The 16,456-nt window shown below is 46.5% G+C and carries 12 protein-coding genes; all 12 read right to left on the reverse strand.

Features of this window, described 5'->3' with window-relative positions; translation table 11 throughout:
• Nucleotides 1–57: 57 nt before the first annotated feature.
• The 12 genes from G395_RS0119895 to G395_RS0119950 all read right to left on the reverse strand — a co-directional run bounded on the left by G395_RS0119895 (nt 58) and on the right by G395_RS0119950 (nt 16,429).
• Nucleotides 58–1,071 (reverse strand): lysylphosphatidylglycerol synthase transmembrane domain-containing protein, encoded by a 1,014-nt coding sequence (locus tag G395_RS0119895; RefSeq protein WP_026631680.1) that lies wholly within the window; start codon nt 1,069–1,071, stop codon nt 58–60.
• A complete protein-coding gene (locus G395_RS0119900; RefSeq protein WP_035361808.1) occupies nt 1,052–2,017 on the reverse strand; it encodes a CDP-alcohol phosphatidyltransferase family protein in 966 nt (321 codons plus the stop codon). The genes G395_RS0119895 and G395_RS0119900 overlap by 20 nt, the downstream gene beginning before the upstream one ends.
• Nucleotides 2,017–2,886, reverse strand: coding sequence for a hypothetical protein (locus G395_RS0119905; RefSeq protein WP_026631682.1), 870 nt, complete (start codon nt 2,884–2,886; stop codon nt 2,017–2,019). The genes G395_RS0119900 and G395_RS0119905 overlap by 1 nt, the downstream gene beginning before the upstream one ends.
• 63 nt (nt 2,887–2,949) lie before the next feature.
• Complete coding sequence (locus G395_RS0119910) at nt 2,950–3,663, reverse strand: nucleotidyltransferase family protein (protein WP_026631683.1); 714 nt, start codon at nt 3,661–3,663, stop codon at nt 2,950–2,952.
• 28 nt (nt 3,664–3,691) lie between these two features.
• Nucleotides 3,692–6,262, reverse strand: a complete 2,571-nt coding sequence (locus tag G395_RS0119915; RefSeq protein WP_026631684.1) for a DUF5686 and carboxypeptidase-like regulatory domain-containing protein — start codon at nt 6,260–6,262, stop codon at nt 3,692–3,694.
• A 125-nt stretch (nt 6,263–6,387) separates the two neighbouring features.
• Complete coding sequence (locus G395_RS0119920; protein WP_026631685.1) at nt 6,388–7,413, reverse strand: NAD-dependent epimerase/dehydratase family protein; 1,026 nt, start codon at nt 7,411–7,413, stop codon at nt 6,388–6,390.
• Nucleotides 7,410–8,531 (reverse strand): GNAT family N-acetyltransferase, encoded by a 1,122-nt coding sequence (locus G395_RS0119925; protein WP_026631686.1) that lies wholly within the window; start codon nt 8,529–8,531, stop codon nt 7,410–7,412. Before G395_RS0119925 ends, G395_RS0119920 begins: the two co-directional genes overlap by 4 nt.
• Nucleotides 8,528–9,733 (reverse strand): serine palmitoyltransferase, encoded by a 1,206-nt coding sequence (spt, locus tag G395_RS0119930; protein ID WP_026631687.1) that lies wholly within the window; start codon nt 9,731–9,733, stop codon nt 8,528–8,530. The genes G395_RS0119925 and spt overlap by 4 nt, the downstream gene beginning before the upstream one ends.
• Nucleotides 9,734–10,180: 447 nt before the next feature.
• A complete protein-coding gene (locus G395_RS0119935; RefSeq protein ID WP_026631688.1) occupies nt 10,181–13,327 on the reverse strand; it encodes an efflux RND transporter permease subunit in 3,147 nt (1,048 codons plus the stop codon).
• Between the two features lie 21 nt (nt 13,328–13,348).
• Nucleotides 13,349–14,398 carry an efflux RND transporter periplasmic adaptor subunit gene (locus G395_RS0119940; RefSeq protein ID WP_026631689.1) on the reverse strand — a complete coding sequence of 350 codons (1,050 nt, stop codon included), beginning with the start codon at nt 14,396–14,398 and terminating at the stop codon, nt 13,349–13,351.
• A 39-nt stretch (nt 14,399–14,437) separates the two neighbouring features.
• Entirely contained in the window at nt 14,438–15,754 is a 1,317-nt protein-coding gene (locus G395_RS0119945) for a TolC family protein (protein WP_026631690.1), read from the reverse strand.
• A gap of 63 nt (nt 15,755–15,817) precedes the next feature.
• Entirely contained in the window at nt 15,818–16,429 is a 612-nt protein-coding gene (locus G395_RS0119950; protein ID WP_026631691.1) for a TetR/AcrR family transcriptional regulator, read from the reverse strand.
• Nucleotides 16,430–16,456: the final 27 nt, after the last annotated feature.

Below are 16,456 nucleotides of genomic sequence, written 5' to 3' on the forward strand. Positions count from 1 at the left end.
CGGCCTTTTTTTAAATTGAAATATATTAATACTGATCCTGACCCAACGAGAGCCCTTTCACTCAACTAATGCCGCTTCCTGCTTCACTTTTGACTTTTTGGTAATCAGGGCTAATCCGATGATAATCCAGACAATTTCACGGATCCGCATTACGATGCCAATAAAGATGCCTTGTGATGCTGCAAATCCTACGCTGCTGAGTGCCAGTGCCAGTCCGCCTTCCCTTGTGCCGAGTTGCATGGGGAAGAAGAATATCAGGTTGGCAAAGAGCGACGATCCGGAGCTGATGATCAGCGATTCCGACAGCGACATGCCTAATCCAATGGCGTGGGCCGTAAAAAAGATCTCTGCACAGCCGATAACCCTCGCTACGAATTCATAGAACAACGACAGGTAAAAAACGTTTCTCCTTTCGGCATATAAAATGCGGATCTGTTCATCAACCTCGTATAATGTTTCAGAGTTCTTTAATGCAAATGCCCTCGCTTTGGTTTTGATAAAAGGAATCTTTTCCAGAAGTCGGAATGTGCTGACAGTAAATCCCTTTTTATAAACATTGATAAACCAGTAACCCAGCACCAGCCCCGTTACCAGCAGAATCCCGCATCCGGCCAGCATGACATTGTTCAATGGTACAACGGCTACAATCAGAACGATGGAAACCAGCCAGAAAATGACGTGCGAAAACATGTGCATTAAGCTGTACAGCAATACCGAAGAAGTTGCTTTCTGAATCCCTAATGCGGGTTTCAGTTCTAAAATCCGGTAAGGTTCCCCTCCCAGCGCCACAAACGGCGTAATGTAGTTAATCGCATATCCCGAAACTGTCAGCTTCAAAACCGACCAGAACGAGAGATTGCTTTCCGGCAAATTCGGCTCCCGGATGATCGAACGAAAGGCAAGCGCATTCAGGATGTAGATCACCAGCCAGCTCCCTATCACGGGAATAAACCAGATGCCTGTCCTGCTGATATTTTCCCAAATCACAAGCGGTCCCGTGCCGTAGATCATATAACCTAACGACAAAATGCCGATCGCCATGAAAAGGGCTTTATACGCCTTGGAACTCATTCGTTTTTTCAGTCAAAATCTTTTGATAAAAATAACGGCTCACTTTCTCCTGGTTCACGATCATGTAAATCAGGATCGGGTTCAGGACAAACATATCGAAGAAGAAATAAATCCACGATTGGTCCAGAAACAGCCATAAGAACAGAAAAAGCACACGTGTGTTAAACTGAACAATGTTGGTATACTTCATCAAAGGCTTGTTATGCGCCCTGAAATCGGTTACCAGCGCTGTGGGCAAGCCGTTTTTATATTTTTCACGCACCAAAGTCAAGAGCTTTTGCAAATGGGGTGAGAAGCTTTCCTGCAACTTGGTGTAATTCAAATAAGTGCGGGCGATGAATTTCATCCCAAAGTTCTTGCTCCAGGTAAGGCTGTCATATTCTGCCTGCAAGTCGCGGCTGTTGTCGAGCTCGCTTCCTGATGTTCCTTTGATAAAGAACAAATGCACATTGCGATAGTAATCCGCCATTGCCGACTGCACCACATGTGACGCGCCCGCGAGTACACCCGGAACCCATATCCACGCGCTCCAACCCTCATTCATGCTCCTGAGACAGATCGCAATGTGAATGGCAATAAACCAGAAATCACCAGCGGCCCCGTCCAGAATCCTTCCTAACCGGCTTTTATCATTCGTCATCCGCGCAAGTTGCCCGTCCGCACTGTCCAGCGAATTGGCAAAAACGAGTAGCAGCATCCCGATCACATTGATCCAGAATTCCTGATAATAAAACAGGATCCCCGCCGCAACGCCGAAGAAAATACTGATAATCGTAACCGGATTGGGCCTCAACCCTATTTTGGCACAAAACAATGCGATCTGATAGCCGATCGGGCGGTAAAACCAAATGTCGATCTGCTCCTCTGTATCGTTGGATTTCAGTGAGCTTTCAAATGCGGATGGCGCTGGTTCGGGAGCGGCGTTGTGCTTTATAACTGGATCCATTAATTGCTTTTTGTAAATTTCTCGTATATAATGCTGGCAATGTGTCCGGCGGCTTTGTCACGGCATGGCGCAAAACTTGGCCAGTCGTTCAGATCAATAATGCGGAAACTGCCGTCTTTTCCTATAATGGCGTCACCGCCGTAAATATCTATTCCAACTGCGCCCGATGCGTCCGTAGCAACCTGCTGCAAACGTCCCGCATCAAAAGGATAATAGGCTGATGCGCTGTTAATGTTCTGGTATTCAACATATTTATGATGGTTGTTATCATAGGGATAAAACCAAAAGAAAAAATCCGTCCCGCGCACGCCGTAAAATTTCACGAGGTCACCGATTAAATGCTTGCTGATCACCGCATCCGGAATGTCCCGCAATGCATATTCGCGCAAAATCTCCCTGGCTTCTTCCCGTGACGCTGCAAACGATACGTCCTCTTTGTGTATCGCGTGAAAATCGCCTCTTTTGATCCAGTAACCTTTCCCTGTAATCGCATCAAAAACTTCGTCGCCTGTATAATCCGTTGGCACAATGTAGCTTTCGGCTACGGGAATGTTATTTTGGTTTAAAGCATTAGTCAGGTTCGTGCGAAAGCAATTTTCTATTCCGAATGCTGAGTTAATGACCTGTGCACCGTTTTCTTCCAATGCCTGCAATTTTTTAACCACTTCTTTCTGGCGGGCCATCGTGAAGATGTGTTGCTCGGCGATATTTTCATTTTTCAAAAAATCGTCCTCAAAACTGATCCGCACTTTGCATCCCATTTTTTCTAATTCCTTTGCTGTCAAAGAAAAAATCGCATCGTCATTTCCAATGTGGTTAGGCGAGAACTTGCGGTTCCTCGGAACGCCTAAAATATTTAATTCACTCATTTACGCTGCGGCAGGCCAAACGCTCCGCCTTTATTTGGTGTCGGTTACTCAATTAATTTTTAATCAAACAGCTGCTTCCGGGCTCAAAAATAGCTCGGCTGTTGCAATGTCCTGCACATGGTCCACGTCCACAATTTTGGAAAACGGATAGGCTTTCAGATGAATGTTATTTTCCAGCAAACTGCGCTGAAAGTTCCGCATCCGGCTTACACCGCCATTCACGGCATCATTTACCAGCGCAATAGCGCCTTTTCTCAAACAATAAATTCCGCCTGAGATGAAGCGTGTTTGCGTCGTATTTTTATCCGTGAAAGCGGTAATGTTCTCAGCCTCGTCAACAGTTACGTACAAAGGACTTTCGTCGTCGATGAATGTGGTTACGGCCATGAGGCCTCCTAATTCTTCATTTCCTGCAAATTCCTGAATGTAGGCGGTGAACTCTTCTTCTTTAAAAACAGTGTCCGTTGTTGTCAGGCAAATTTCTTTCAGTTCCGGGTCGCTGCCGAACAGTTCAAAAACACTGTGCAACGAACTCGGTGTTGATTTTTTCACAATGTGAATCGGCAATGTCAGGCTGAGCTCTTTCAAATGACTTTCCAGGACAGCTGATTCTTCATTGATAATGATCATGATCTTTTCTGCATCATTCCGCATAAAAATCCCTATCAGCCTGTCTATCAGCATTTCGCCATTCAGCGTCACCATGGGTTTCGGAAGTTTGAAACCTTCCTTTGCCAATCGTGATCCTTCTCCGGCCGCTATAATTGCGTAATTCATATTGTTGGTGTCTTTTTCTAAACCTCTCTTAAAAATCAAGCCTGAACCGCGCCCTTATGCCCCATTCCGAAACATTCGGGTTGTCGAGATAGGTGAAACGTTTCACCAGATCGACGCGTAACAGCTTGAAAATGTTGGCTATACCCACGCTTCCCTCAATGTAAGGCTCGCGCGACAATGTGTAACTGATCGGCTTGCCGTTCTCATCCACCGGAAAGCGGAAAAGTGCTGGGTTATTAGTTGGGTTGTTTTCGTCCCTGAGCCCGCCCATGAGTCCTTTGAAACTGAAAACCTCTCTCAGTTTCAGCTTTTTCAGCAATGGGATTTTGTTAAATAAAAACCCGTTCATGTAATACTGCACGTCCAGACTCGCATAATGATCGCTCACGAATTCCAGGAAGTTCATCAGGTTATAGCTGTTGAGCTGGTAAGCGTAAGTCTGGTTGGCGCGGTGAATGGTAAGCAGCGGGAACAGGACCTTGTTACCGAAAATGTAACTTCCCTCAGCTGTCACGTCGGCATAACCGAACTGCGACAGGTAAACCCGTTTTGCAATGTTGGCCGACACATTATGATAGCGGTTCTGGCCTTCGAAAACGCCTTTCAAGCCTGCATTATAGCGTAATGTGAAGATCGGATATTTGTTAATGATCGGCGTGCGATACAGTTTTCCCTGGTAATATTGCTCATGCGGCGCATAGCGCAGTTCCAGGTTGGCTTCTGTGTTGCTTAATCCGCCCACATTCTGCAATTCGCCTTCACTGTTCAGTTTTTCGTATCTTAAAATTCCGGCTGGCGTCTGCCTCCAATTGGTAAAACCAATTTTGTAAGAAAAGCGGCTTTCGAACTCGCGGACATATTCGAGCTTATAAACATCATTATAAAGCCAGCGGTTGTTGTCACCTCTTTTGAATGATAAAAGGAAGTTGTCTTCCTGCACAAACTGCAAATCCTGGCCCGGAATCTTGGTGTCGCGCTGGTAACTGGCACGGATGTAATTCAGCGGGAAATGGTAAACAGACTTGTTATTGAAAGAATAAGTGCCGCTCAGGAAATATTTCCATTTCTGATCTTTAAAACCATAAGCCGCATAAGTTTCAATGTAAAAGCGCTTGCTGAAATCCGTGGTCGTGCGTCCGCCGAAACGAAGCCTGAAACCTTCCACCGGGTTGAAACTATAAAAAGTGTTCACCGGCCCAACTTCCACTTTGCCGAAAGACTTGTAACCCGACAATAATAGGGTGGCAATGTCCATCGTCCGGCGGAAGGACGGAATGGTTTGCAGTGTGTCCACATTTCTGTAAATGTTCAGCTCCATTTTTTCCAGCGGCAAATGCCTCGCGCCTGCCCAGAATGCTTCGCCCGTTTTTACGTCGGGATTGAATGCAACCTCCTCGCTCGGCCCGCGGTAAACGCTGTCGGGGCGGGTTTGATTAACCGTGTAATTTTTAAAATTCACCACGCGCTGACCATAAAAACCGGCATTTTTCTCTCCTAATGCGAACTCCATGCCCAATGTTGTCTTGGTCGGGTGATAGCGTCCGTCGGGTCCTTTTTCGTATTCCAAACGTGCTTCGAGGTCACGCATGAAGTTGAGGTTAATGTCTTTATTAACCGTCAGATATGCATTTTGCACGCCATAATTCCCGTCCAGTGTAATGTACAGCTTGCCTTCAAAAAGCATGTCTGTCTTGTTTCTTGGAACAAAACCCAGTTCGACGAGCCATGGCGTTTCAGTCTTGATCGTGTCGCGAATGAAGAATTTGTAAAATGTAGGCGCCGAATTTGCGATCGGGCTCAGCAATAGGTTGGTGGCGATGGAAATGTCATTTTCGTACAAATTGACATCTTCATATAACCTGTTGAAATAGGCGCTCAAACCATCATTATCCACAAATTTCGCATCAAACTCTGCCCTTCTGTTGGCCAGCACCCATTGTTTTTTGGTATATGGATTTTTGCGGAAATAAATCTGCGAAAGCTTTTCCTGGATGTAGGCAGGCAACATATTTTTGCCGCCCATAGCCGTAGAATCCTGGTCTTCGAAAAGGAACTGGTAGTTTTTGAAAATGCGTTTTTCCTTGAAATTATCAGAAAGGTTGCTCAGTGCGAACGAGATCTTTTCGTACTGCTCATATTCCACAAAGTCATTGGCGGCCATTTTGTTCTGGTCCTTGTGCGCAATCACTTCGCGGATGAGCTGAACAGCCGGGTTATCCTTGTTCCGGTAACGCCCTCTTCCCTTAATGGTCACTTCTTTCAGCATGGAAGCATCCACAGCCAGTTTCACATTGATAACTTGCTCAATGCCGGGCGTAATGGGTTTTTCAACGCTGAGATATCCTACATATGTGAACTTTACGGTTTTGTAATCTTCACGCAATGTCATCGCGTATTTTCCGTCTGCGTCGGATGCTGTTCCCATGGTCGTGCCGGGGATCAGGACGGATACGAAAGGCAATGTTTCGCCTGTTTTCGCGTCGGTAACGGTTCCTTTAATTGTTGTGGTGCTTTGCGCTATGGCAGTTCCGGAAAGGGTCTGTACGAGACAGAGGATCAGGAAAACTTTTAACCATACCGACTTACTTAATGTTTTCATTTGTGAACGTCATAACGTATTTTTCATGGATGCGTTTTTAATAAACCGTGCAGACTGCGGAGCCCCGAAGCCTGGAGGCCTGGACGCTCAAAACCCAGCACGATGATCAATCCGGCATTCGATTGCTAAAGCCACTTATTTTCTTTGTACCACATCAGGGTTTCCTGCATGCCCTGCCGTAAGTCGTATTGCGGCGCGTAGTGCAGGCTGTTTCTGGCTGCTTCAATACTGCAGATCCAATTTGAAGCGGTGAGCTCTTTGAGTTTTTCCTTGTTCAAAACCGGGGTTGCTGCGGTGAATCCGTAAACGAAGTCCAGGAAGCCGGCCATTAATTTTACCAAAGGCAATGGCAAATGTGCCCTGAAAATGTTCTTGCCGCTGATTTCCCGGAACCGGTCTGCGAATGCATAGCGGTCGTAAGCTTGCCCGTCGGAAATGTTGTATACTGTTGTTTCGCGCTGGTTTTCCAGCATTGCAGCCATGGTGGCGGCCACAAGATCTTTGACATACACGAAGCTCAGCCGCTGCGGGCCCTTGCCTATATATGCATCCAATCCATTGTTCAGTGTTTTGAAAAGGATAAAAAGATCCTTTTCACCGGGACCGTAAACGGCAGTCGGACGGATAATGGTTAACGGTAAGCCGCTTACCTGCGCGAGATATTGCTCGGCCAGCAACTTGCTTTTGCCATAATCGGTCACAGGAATGGGTAATGTTTCCTCTGTAATAGGCTGTTGCTCAGCATAGGCAAGCGGACCGATGGCGGCCAGGCTGCTCAGAAAAACAAAGCGTTTCAAAGGAATGTTGGCTGACATGGCCGCCTGCGCCAGATGCAGGGAATATTCTGCATTGACTTTGTTGTAAACGGCCGTTTTTTTAGCCTTGGTCACTCCTGCTGCGTGGATAATGTAGGAATACCCTCCATCTTCCAGTAATTCTGTCAAGGAATCCCTTGACTCAAAATTCGTATTCACAAACGTCAGCGGGCCTTTTCCGATTTTTTCGAAATCGCTTTGCAGCTTTTTCAGAAAGGTCAGGTCGCTGGAAGGCCTTACTGCTGCGTGCACTTCCATGCCTGCTTCCAGTGCTGCTTCTACCAAGTGAAACCCGATGAAACCGCTGGCCCCCGTTATGAATACTTTCTCTTTCATATTGCTTTTTCCAGCAGTCTGTACCGTTTGTACAGCTTGCCGTTGATCTGTTCAATGGCGTGGTTCATGAGATAATTGCCTTCCAGCATCCATGAACATTCGCCACCTGTGACTTTTGTGCCGTAAGTGTTTTTAATGATATGGCCGTACAAACAGGCTTCTATGCCCATTTTGCGGTAACCTTCAATCACACCCAATGTCAGCACGCGAATGCGGGTTATATTTTTTTTGCCAAACAGTAATTTAAAAATTCCGGTCGGCAGCAAACGTCCTTTTTTAATCTTGATCTGGATCTGGTTAATGTCGGGGATGCCCAACACGAAACCGACCAGCTTGTTATCCTTCTCTGCAACGAGACAGAAATTGGGATCAAGGACCAGTTTCAGGTCATTGGCCAGGTAATCGAATTCCTTTTCGGTCATCGGAACAAAGCCAAGGTTCTTGTCCCAGGCGCTGTTGTAAATTTCCCGGATCTTCACCACCTCGTTTTTGAAATCTTTCAAATTGATCTTGCGAATGGTGATCCCGCTCCTTTTGAGCCTTCCTTCCAGCGCTTCGATCATCCTTACCGACTTATCATTCGCCTCATTCACATTGATCTCGTAAGCAAGCAGGTCCGTCTTTTTCACAAGTCCTGTATTTTCGAGCAAAGGCACGTAATACGGCGGATTGTAAGGCATCATCGCCATCGGCGGCCGGTCGTAACCTTCTATCAGCAGGCCCACCGTATCATTGGTCGACAAATTCACCGGCCCGATCAGGTTATCCGCTCCTTTTTCCTTCACCCACGCAGCCGCCTGCCCGATGAGCAGATCGACCACTTCCTGATCATTAATGGTGTCAAAAAATCCAAAAAAACCGTCTTTTCTGCCTGTAAAAGCATTATGATTGCGGTTATCAATCGCCGCAACCCTACCCACAATCTTATCTCCGTCGTACGCTAAAAACAGCTTAACCTCCGAATGTTCATAAAAGGGATGCTTCTTTGGAGAAAGCATATCTCTTTGCGCGATAAAGAGCTCCGGAACGTAATTGGGATTTTCCTTATATAATTCGTGGGGAAAATCGATGAACAGTTCCAGGTCTTTGGGAGAGTTTACGTGGGCAATGCGCTTCATAGTTTTGCGGTTACAGCTTCGGGACAGATCTGACGATATATTTTAGCCATTTTATCAACTGCTTCTTCAATCTGCCCAAAAGTGTGCGTCGCCATCAGCGAGAAACGGATCAGCGAATGCTCGGGACGAACCGCTGGAGAAACCACCGGGTTCACGAACACGCCATCTTCCTGCAACAGCTTGGTCATCAGGAATGTTTTCTCATTATCGCGGATGTAAACCGGCAGGATCGGGCTTTCTGTATTGCCCAGGTCGAAACCGTTTACCAGCAACAATTCTTTCGCATATCTTGTATTGGCCCAAAGGCGTTCAATGTGATGCGGCTCGGATTCGATGATGTCCAATGCTGCCAATGTGCTGCCTACTGCGGCCGGCGTCATGCTCGCACTGAACATGAGTGAACGTGCGCGGTGTTTCAGGTAATCGATCGTGGCTGCATCGCCAGCAATAAAGCCGCCCAAAGAAGCAAGCGATTTGCTGAATGTTCCCATGATGAGATCCGTCGTCTCGGTCAGGCCGAAGTAGGAAGCTGTTCCTGCTCCGTTTTTCCCGATCACGCCCAGACTGTGCGCGTCATCGACCAAAACCGAAGCGTCAAACTCAGCTGCGATAGCATTCAATTCAGGAAGTTTAACGATATCGCCTTCCATGCTGAAAATTCCGTCCGTAGCAATCAGCTTCACGGCTTCTTCCGGCAAAAGGCTCAGTTTTTTCCTAAGGTCTTTCATATCATTGTGCGCATACTTGATCACTTTTGAAAAAGACAACCGGCAGCCGTCAATGATGGAAGCATGGTCGCTTTCGTCAAGGATCAGGTAATCATTACGGCCCGTAAGGCTTGACAATGCACCCAAATTAGCCTGGTAACCCGTGCTGAAAAGCACTGAAGCTTCTTTTCCGGTGTAAGCGGCCAGCCTTCTTTCCAGTTCCTCGTGAATGTCCAGCGTTCCGTTCAGGAATCGCGAACCGGCACATCCGCTTCCGTATTTCTGAACCGCCTTTTGCGACGATTCAATAATGTAAGGATGCGAGGTCAATCCCAGATAAGAATTGGATCCAAACATAAGGACCGGCTTACCATTGATGATCACTTCCGTATCCTGCCCGGATTCGATGGGGCGGAAATAGGGATAAAGACCTTTGGATCGAATGTTAGCCGCGTCTTTAAATTCGGCGATGCGCTTATTTAATTTTTTACCCATAAGTAATTAATGTCAGAATCAACAGCTTCTTTTAGTGGGGTGCCTGGTGGCTTTCAAGCCGAGGCTGTGGGGTGATCAGAGCGATCAGTTTGTATTGTAGTGGTTATTTTCCATGCTAATTTTTTTAGAACTTGAGTTGGATAAAAATGTCAGTTTCACTCGCTGCGGCCTTTAATTTCCCTGTTCTTAAACTAGGCTCCGGCCGCAACATTTTACCGGAATTTATCTACTGGCATTCAAAGTTAAAAGGTAAACCCGATACCTGCCATACTAGTTCATCAAATTCCCTATTCATTTTGCATTTTACCGTTAACATGAAAAAAAACTTTTTGCACTTTTCATCCATTCAGCCCCTAAAACGCCAAGTTCTGACCAACTTGCCTTTCAGTTTTCCAAAATGGGGAACTTTATCAAACAGTAATTTTTTCATGTTAACGTTTATACCACCTACGCTTCTTCCACCACTATACTTTTGGTTACCGCGCCCGACCGGAATTTAGCAGATGCCCACTTTTCCGCCAGTCTGTCGACGAGGTAATACATCATTGGCACGAGATAGATGGTTAAAAGCATTGAACTGGTCAGTCCGCCTATTAAAACCCATGCCAGCGAATTCTTCCATTCTGCCCCTGCGCCGGTTGCCGTTGCAATCGGCACCATCCCGATCACCATCGCAATGGTCGTCATCAAAATCGGCCGAAGACGCTCTTCTCCCGCAATCAAAATCGCCTCCCGGAACGGCACGCCCAGCTCTTTTTGCTGATTGGCAAAGTCGACGATCAGAATTGCATTTTTAACTACAAGCCCGATCAGCATCAGCATTCCCAGAAGGGCAAAAATACCGATGTTCGATGATGACAATGCGAGTGCCAGGAGCGCCCCGACAACGGCCACAGGAATCGAGAACAACACCACGAGCGGATACACAAAACTGTCGTAAAGCAGCACCATGATAAAGTATACCAAAACCAACCCCGCCAGCATCGCCAGCCCTAGTGAACCAAAACCTTCGCTCTGATTTTTCGCGTCGCCTCCCCATGTCAGAATAATGTCTGATGGAAGTGGCTTCTCTACTAACCCGGCTTGAATATTGCTCACCAATGTTCCCGATCCAATCCCTAATGTATTAGCGGTTACAGTTACGGATGAACGACGATTCTTGCGCTCCACAATCGACGGTCCGTTGCTCAGACTCACGTTTGCGAATTCGGCCAGGCGCACCGGACGCTTTGCGGCAGGACTGTAAAAGTTAATATTTTTAACGTCATCCGGGTTTTTCCGGTCAAATGCGTCCAGCATGATGCGGATCTCGTAATCTTCACCGCCATCCCGGTATTTGGAGTCATCATTTCCTGCAAATGCATTCTGCATGGTCGCACCCACAGTCTGAATGTCCAGACCCAGTTTCGCCATTTTTTCGCGGTCAATTTCGACCCTTACTTCTGGGTTACCTGCCTCTACGGAAACATTCACGTCGTTCGCACCGGGTGTTTTTCTCAATCTATTGGCTAAGTCATTGGCAGAAACCAGGATTTTGTCCAGATCATCGCCGCTCAGGAAAATCTCGATCGGAGACGCGCCGGAGTTCACCATTCCCACAGCTGCGGAGTTGAATTCCACGCCTGCGAATTTTTGTTCCAATTCTTTACGAACTGCAAGCATATAATCCTCAGTCAGTTGTGCATTCTTGCGTTCTTCTGCGGGGATCAGTTCTACTGTTAATTCTGTCCGGTTGGTTTCGCCGCGGCCGGAGCTGTTCAAACCTGTGCTCGCTCCGCCAACATTGGCGAAGATCGTTTTCACTTCCGGTTTTTGTCTTAAATAATCTTCTATTTGTCTGGATGTAAGGTTATTCTGTTGCAATGAAGCACTTTTATCCAGTTTCATAGTAAGCAGGAATTTACCCTGGTCACCTTCCGCTACGAACTCCGAACCAATGATGCCCAGGCTCATTACCCAAACCGTCATCCCGAATATCGCGACCAGGATCCCGGAGAACGCCAGCTTATGACCCAAAACCCATTGTAAGCTGCCGTGATACCATTTTGTCATCTTGGTAAGGCCTTTTTCAAACCATAACAGGAAAGCCTGCACCGGATTTTTAGGATCCAAATGTTCAATCCGCGCCATTTTGGAAGTCATCCAGGGCGTAAGCGTGAAACTCACCAGCAAGCTGACCATTGTTGCAAATGCAACCGTTAAGCTGAACTGACGAAGCAAATCGGCAATAACGGAGTTCACAAATGTGATCGGAACAAATACCACCACGATTACCAGCGTGATCGCCAGGGCTGCAAATCCGATTTCGGTAACCCCTTCAATGGTCGCATCCCAGCGGTTTTTACCCATTTCCAGATGTCGCTGAATGTTCTCAAGAATTACAATCGAGTCATCCACCAAAATCCCGATCACAAGCGAAAGTGCCAGTAAGGTCATCAGGTTCAGCGAGTAACCCATCAAATACATGAAAAGGAATGCGGCAATAAGCGATGCCGGCACCGACACCATAACAATGAATGCATTCCGGAAACTGTGCAGGAACAAAAGCATCACCGCCGCCACCAGGATCACTGCGATGATCAAGTCATGCGTTACGGCTTCCACGGATTCCAAGGTAAAAATGCTGCTGTCGTAGGCGATCGCAAATTTCACCTTGTCCTTTGCATTCGTTTTTTCAATCTCCGAAAGCTTTGCCTGAATGGATTCGCTGATCTCCACCGCATTGGCGTCCGATTGTTTTTTTACAAACAACCCGATCCCGTTGATGCCATTATAGCGGCTAATGCTTTCTGCGTCAGTGAGTCCGTCGGTAATGTTAGCAACGTCGCCCACGCGGATGGGGCTGCCGGTTACGGGGGAGGTGATTACCAGATTTCTAATGTCGTCAATGGAAGTAAACTTTCCGGCGAGACGCAATGTCATGTTTTCGCTCGTGCTCTTTACTTTTCCGGTCGGGAAATCGAGATTGGCCTGGTTAATGGCTTGCGTAACTTGTAATAGCGATAAGCCGTAAAAATTCAGCTTGTCGTTGTTCACATTTACCCGAATCTCGCGCTGGTCGCCACCGGTCATAGTGATCTCGGCAACGCCTTCGATCTGTGTTAGTATGGGCAGATATTTGTCTTCAACCTGCTGATAAAACACTTCATTCGGCAAGCTTGAAGTTGCTAGCAGCTGCATAATAGGCTGGTCGCTGGGTGATATTTTGGATAAGGATGGCGTTTCAGCATCGTCCGGCAAGTCGCTGAGCATGTTGTTCACATCGCGCTGCGCATCTTCCAATGCTTTGTCAATGTCCGTTCCGGCTTTGAATTCCACGATCACCAATGATGCGCTTTCCAGAGATTTGGAAGTCACTTCCTTAATGTTGTCCAGTCCGGAAACAGCGTCTTCAATCTTCTTGCTCACTTCGGATTCCACTTCCGTAGGCGCTGCGCCCGGGTAAACCGTTGTGATCGTGATCGTTGGAACGGAAAATTCCGGCAGCAGCATGTAATTCAGCTGCGTGTAGGAAACAAGCCCACCCAGGATCAGCACTGCAAACAGCACGATGATCATCGACGGACGTTTCAATATGGTTTGAATAAATTTCATGTTTTCTCTGGCTAATGAGTGTTATTGTGCAACAACAGAAGTTCCGTTTTGCAGGTTAATCTGTCCGCTTGTCACGACTTTGTCGCCCGCTTTCAGTCCCTTTGTGATTTCATAAAATTCGTTGGTCGTAGCGCCGATGGCCACGTCGCGCAGGTTTGCTTTGCCGTTTTCAACGACATAAACCTGAGGCTGCTTCGCTGAACCCGTAATTGCCTGGCGCGGCACGGCCAATGCTTCACCTTTCACTTCGCCAGTGTTGGCGATGGAGCCATACATGCCTGCTTTCAAAGGATTTTTCTGTGAATTCTGAACCGTGATCTCTACCGGATAATTGTGCGCATCATCGCCTTCTGCGCTTACCATGGTCACTTTCCCTTTGAAATCAGCATCGGGATACACATCCGTTTTAATGCCGATAGTCTTGCCATTGCGGAACTCATTTACCGATTTTTCAGGAATGTTCACCACCAATTTCAGCAGGGAAATGTCTGTAATCTCGGCCATAGGCGTTCCTATGCTCACTACGGAGCCTTTCTCTACCATTTTAGCCGTTACAATCCCCGAAAACGGGGCGATAATGCTGGTGTTGGCAACCTGTTTTTTCAATTGCTTGATCTGCGCTTCCGTGCTGCGAATGCTTAGTTGCGTTCTTTCCAGGTTTACCGCCGGAACCGCATCGCCTTTTACGAGCACTTCGTAACGCTTCAAATCATTCTGATAACCTTCCAATGTAACCTGCGCGGCCTCGATCTGGTAGCGTAATTGCTCGTCGTCCAGCTTGGCGATCAGTTGTCCAGCCTTTACGAATTGTCCTTCTTCAATGTTCAGACGAACGATTTCGCCGCCTGCCTGCGGACGGATCTCTACTTTGCGGTTAGGAGTAAAAGATCCCAAAAAGGACGCTTCCTGTGATAATCGCCGTATTTCTGCCACGGCAACTTTCACACCTACTTTGGGATCTGTGTCGGGTATGTAAACTTTCTGTGCTGTTTCTTCTTTGTTGTCCAGCAATTTTGCCGCAGTAAGTCCAATGCCCGCAATCACGGCTAAAAATATCAGTAAACGTTTCATAATCTAGATGTTAATGTTTAGTACAGTAGTAGTTGAGTGTTATTTTTGGATCAATGAGCCGGTCGCTTTTTTCCATTCCAGCTCCGCTTTCAGCAATTGGACAAGGGAAGTGAGATAATTGCTTTGGGCGTCCAGGTTGCTGTTTTCTGCCTGGATTACATCTGTCAGCGAAACCGTTCCCTCTTTGAATTGCAGCTGGATCTGTTTGTAAACCCTGGATGCCAGTGCGACCTGGTCTTTCTTGGCATTAATGTTCCTTTGTTCGACAGCAAATTTGTTGCGTGCATTGGCTTCTTCCATCGCTATCGACTCTTTCACTTGCCTCAGCTGCACATTCAATTTGTCGTTATCAATCTGATTTTGAGTCCGTTTGGCGCGTCGGGCCATCCCGTCGAACACATTCCAGTTCAGTTGCAAACCGGCCCAGTAACCAGGCACATCCTGAAAGGTTGAGTTCTCGCCCCCTTTGGCATAAAACGCCATATTAGCAACTCCGTAAGCATTCACAGTAGGGATAAATCCGGACTTGATGTTCTTGTCCTGCAACTCATTCAGATCACGTTGCTTATTCAATAATGCCACATCCGTGCGCCTTAATTCAGCATCCTGCGCTTGTGCCGGAAGCGAAACATCACTAACGTTAATTGCTATACGCAACGAATCGGTCTGTGGCGTGCCGGTGTAATATTTGAGAAGATTGACGAGTTGGCTGTAATTGTCTTTTAAAGTGGCCAGCTGCGTTTCTGTTGTGGTTTTGTTGATTAAAATCCGGTCAACATCCACGCGCTGGCCTAACTTATTCTGATAAAGGAGGTCTGAAACTTTGTGCATGCGGTCCAGCGAAATGAGGTTGCTATCTAAAAAAGCCATTTGCTGCACTACTGTAACGAGATTGTAATAGGCGTCCGTAACATTGTAAGCCACATCTTCCTTGGTTTTCACCGTGCTTAATGAAGTCAGCTCGCGATTGAGATTAGCTGCTTTCAATGCATATTTTACGGACGGATTATACAGATTCTGAGTCACTTGCGCCGTCGTTGACAAATTGTAAGGCAAACCGAACGCCAATGTGCTATACTGTCCTTCGGGCCCGCCGAATGCGCTTGCCGGCACCACCTGGCCCGGGATTTTGAAATAACGTCTGTAATCTCCGGAAACCGCGACATTAGGCAGCAAAGCAGATTTCACCTCGTCAATCCTTGCGTTTGTTTTCCGTTCTTCCAGCTGCGCCGACTGAATGGAAAAATCATTTTTCATGGCTAATTCTAAGAGTTGCGGCAGCGAATATTCCTGCGCGTTTGTGCTGCCTATCGCCACAAAAGACAATAGGGCTGCGATATGAAATTTTAATTTCATGGCTAATTTCAAGTAAATGTTTATTTTAAATGTTTGTTTAAACGGAGGGCAAAAAAATTTAGATTAACTGATTACTAAATAATTGCAAATCATTTCCTTAATGTGGTTTTTCTGAGTTTCTGCAAACTTTTCAAAATCTTCATCCGTCATATTGTAAAGCTTCTTGTGAATGGGTTTTCCCAGGAAAATAAATTCAACAGAGCATTTGATCAGCGGCAGCAAGTTTTCGAGTCTGAGCTCCCGGATCGTTCCATTTGCAATGCCCTCTTCCAGCTGGGTTGTAAAATAGGATTCCTGTAATTTTTTGAAAACCGACATGCCAGAGAACAAGCGGTCCGGTTCCTTGTGAATTTCATTCATGATGAAAATCACCATATCAGGCTCATTTTTCATCATATCGAAATCGTTTTCAATCATCTCCGAAATCTTGCTCTTAATGTCAATCCTCTTGTTCAGAATTTCGAGCGTGCTGTTAAAATACATATTCAGCACTTCACTGAAAATCTCAAGAAACAGCTTTTCCTTACTTCTGAAATAATAATTCGTCAATGCAATGTTCATATCAGCTTCGCGGGCAATGTCCCTGGACGTTGTTCCATCGAAACCTTTTTTAAGAAAAACCCTTCTTGCCGCCTCCTTAATCTTGTCCTCGCTTTTTTCTCCTATGCACTTCACTTGCTTGTCTTATTTAAGTTTCTGTCA

Origin of the sequence: Dyadobacter alkalitolerans DSM 23607, from assembly GCF_000428845.1 — a bacterium.
GTDB lineage: Bacteria > Bacteroidota > Bacteroidia > Cytophagales > Spirosomataceae > Dyadobacter > Dyadobacter alkalitolerans.

What these genes read in the sequence shown, in the direction of transcription:
- G395_RS0119910 (WP_026631683.1), bottom strand. Translation starts at nt 3,663, where the DNA reads ATGAATTACGCAATTATAGCGGCCGGAGAAGGATCACGATTGGCAAAG.
- G395_RS0119925 (WP_026631686.1), bottom strand. Translation starts at nt 8,531, where the DNA reads ATGAAGCGCATTGCCCACGTAAACTCTCCCAAAGACCTGGAACTGTTC.
- G395_RS0119900 (WP_035361808.1), bottom strand. Translation starts at nt 2,017, where the DNA reads ATGGATCCAGTTATAAAGCACAACGCCGCTCCCGAACCAGCGCCATCC.
- G395_RS0119915 (WP_026631684.1), bottom strand. Translation starts at nt 6,262, where the DNA reads ATGAAAACATTAAGTAAGTCGGTATGGTTAAAAGTTTTCCTGATCCTC.
- G395_RS0119895 (WP_026631680.1), bottom strand. Translation starts at nt 1,071, where the DNA reads ATGAGTTCCAAGGCGTATAAAGCCCTTTTCATGGCGATCGGCATTTTG.
- G395_RS0119920 (WP_026631685.1), bottom strand. Translation starts at nt 7,413, where the DNA reads ATGAAAGAGAAAGTATTCATAACGGGGGCCAGCGGTTTCATCGGGTTT.
- G395_RS0119905 (WP_026631682.1), bottom strand. Translation starts at nt 2,886, where the DNA reads ATGAGTGAATTAAATATTTTAGGCGTTCCGAGGAACCGCAAGTTCTCG.
- spt (WP_026631687.1), bottom strand. Translation starts at nt 9,733, where the DNA reads ATGGGTAAAAAATTAAATAAGCGCATCGCCGAATTTAAAGACGCGGCT.
- G395_RS0119940 (WP_026631689.1), bottom strand. Translation starts at nt 14,398, where the DNA reads ATGAAACGTTTACTGATATTTTTAGCCGTGATTGCGGGCATTGGACTT.
- G395_RS0119935 (WP_026631688.1), bottom strand. Translation starts at nt 13,327, where the DNA reads ATGAAATTTATTCAAACCATATTGAAACGTCCGTCGATGATCATCGTG.
- G395_RS0119945 (WP_026631690.1), bottom strand. Translation starts at nt 15,754, where the DNA reads ATGAAATTAAAATTTCATATCGCAGCCCTATTGTCTTTTGTGGCGATA.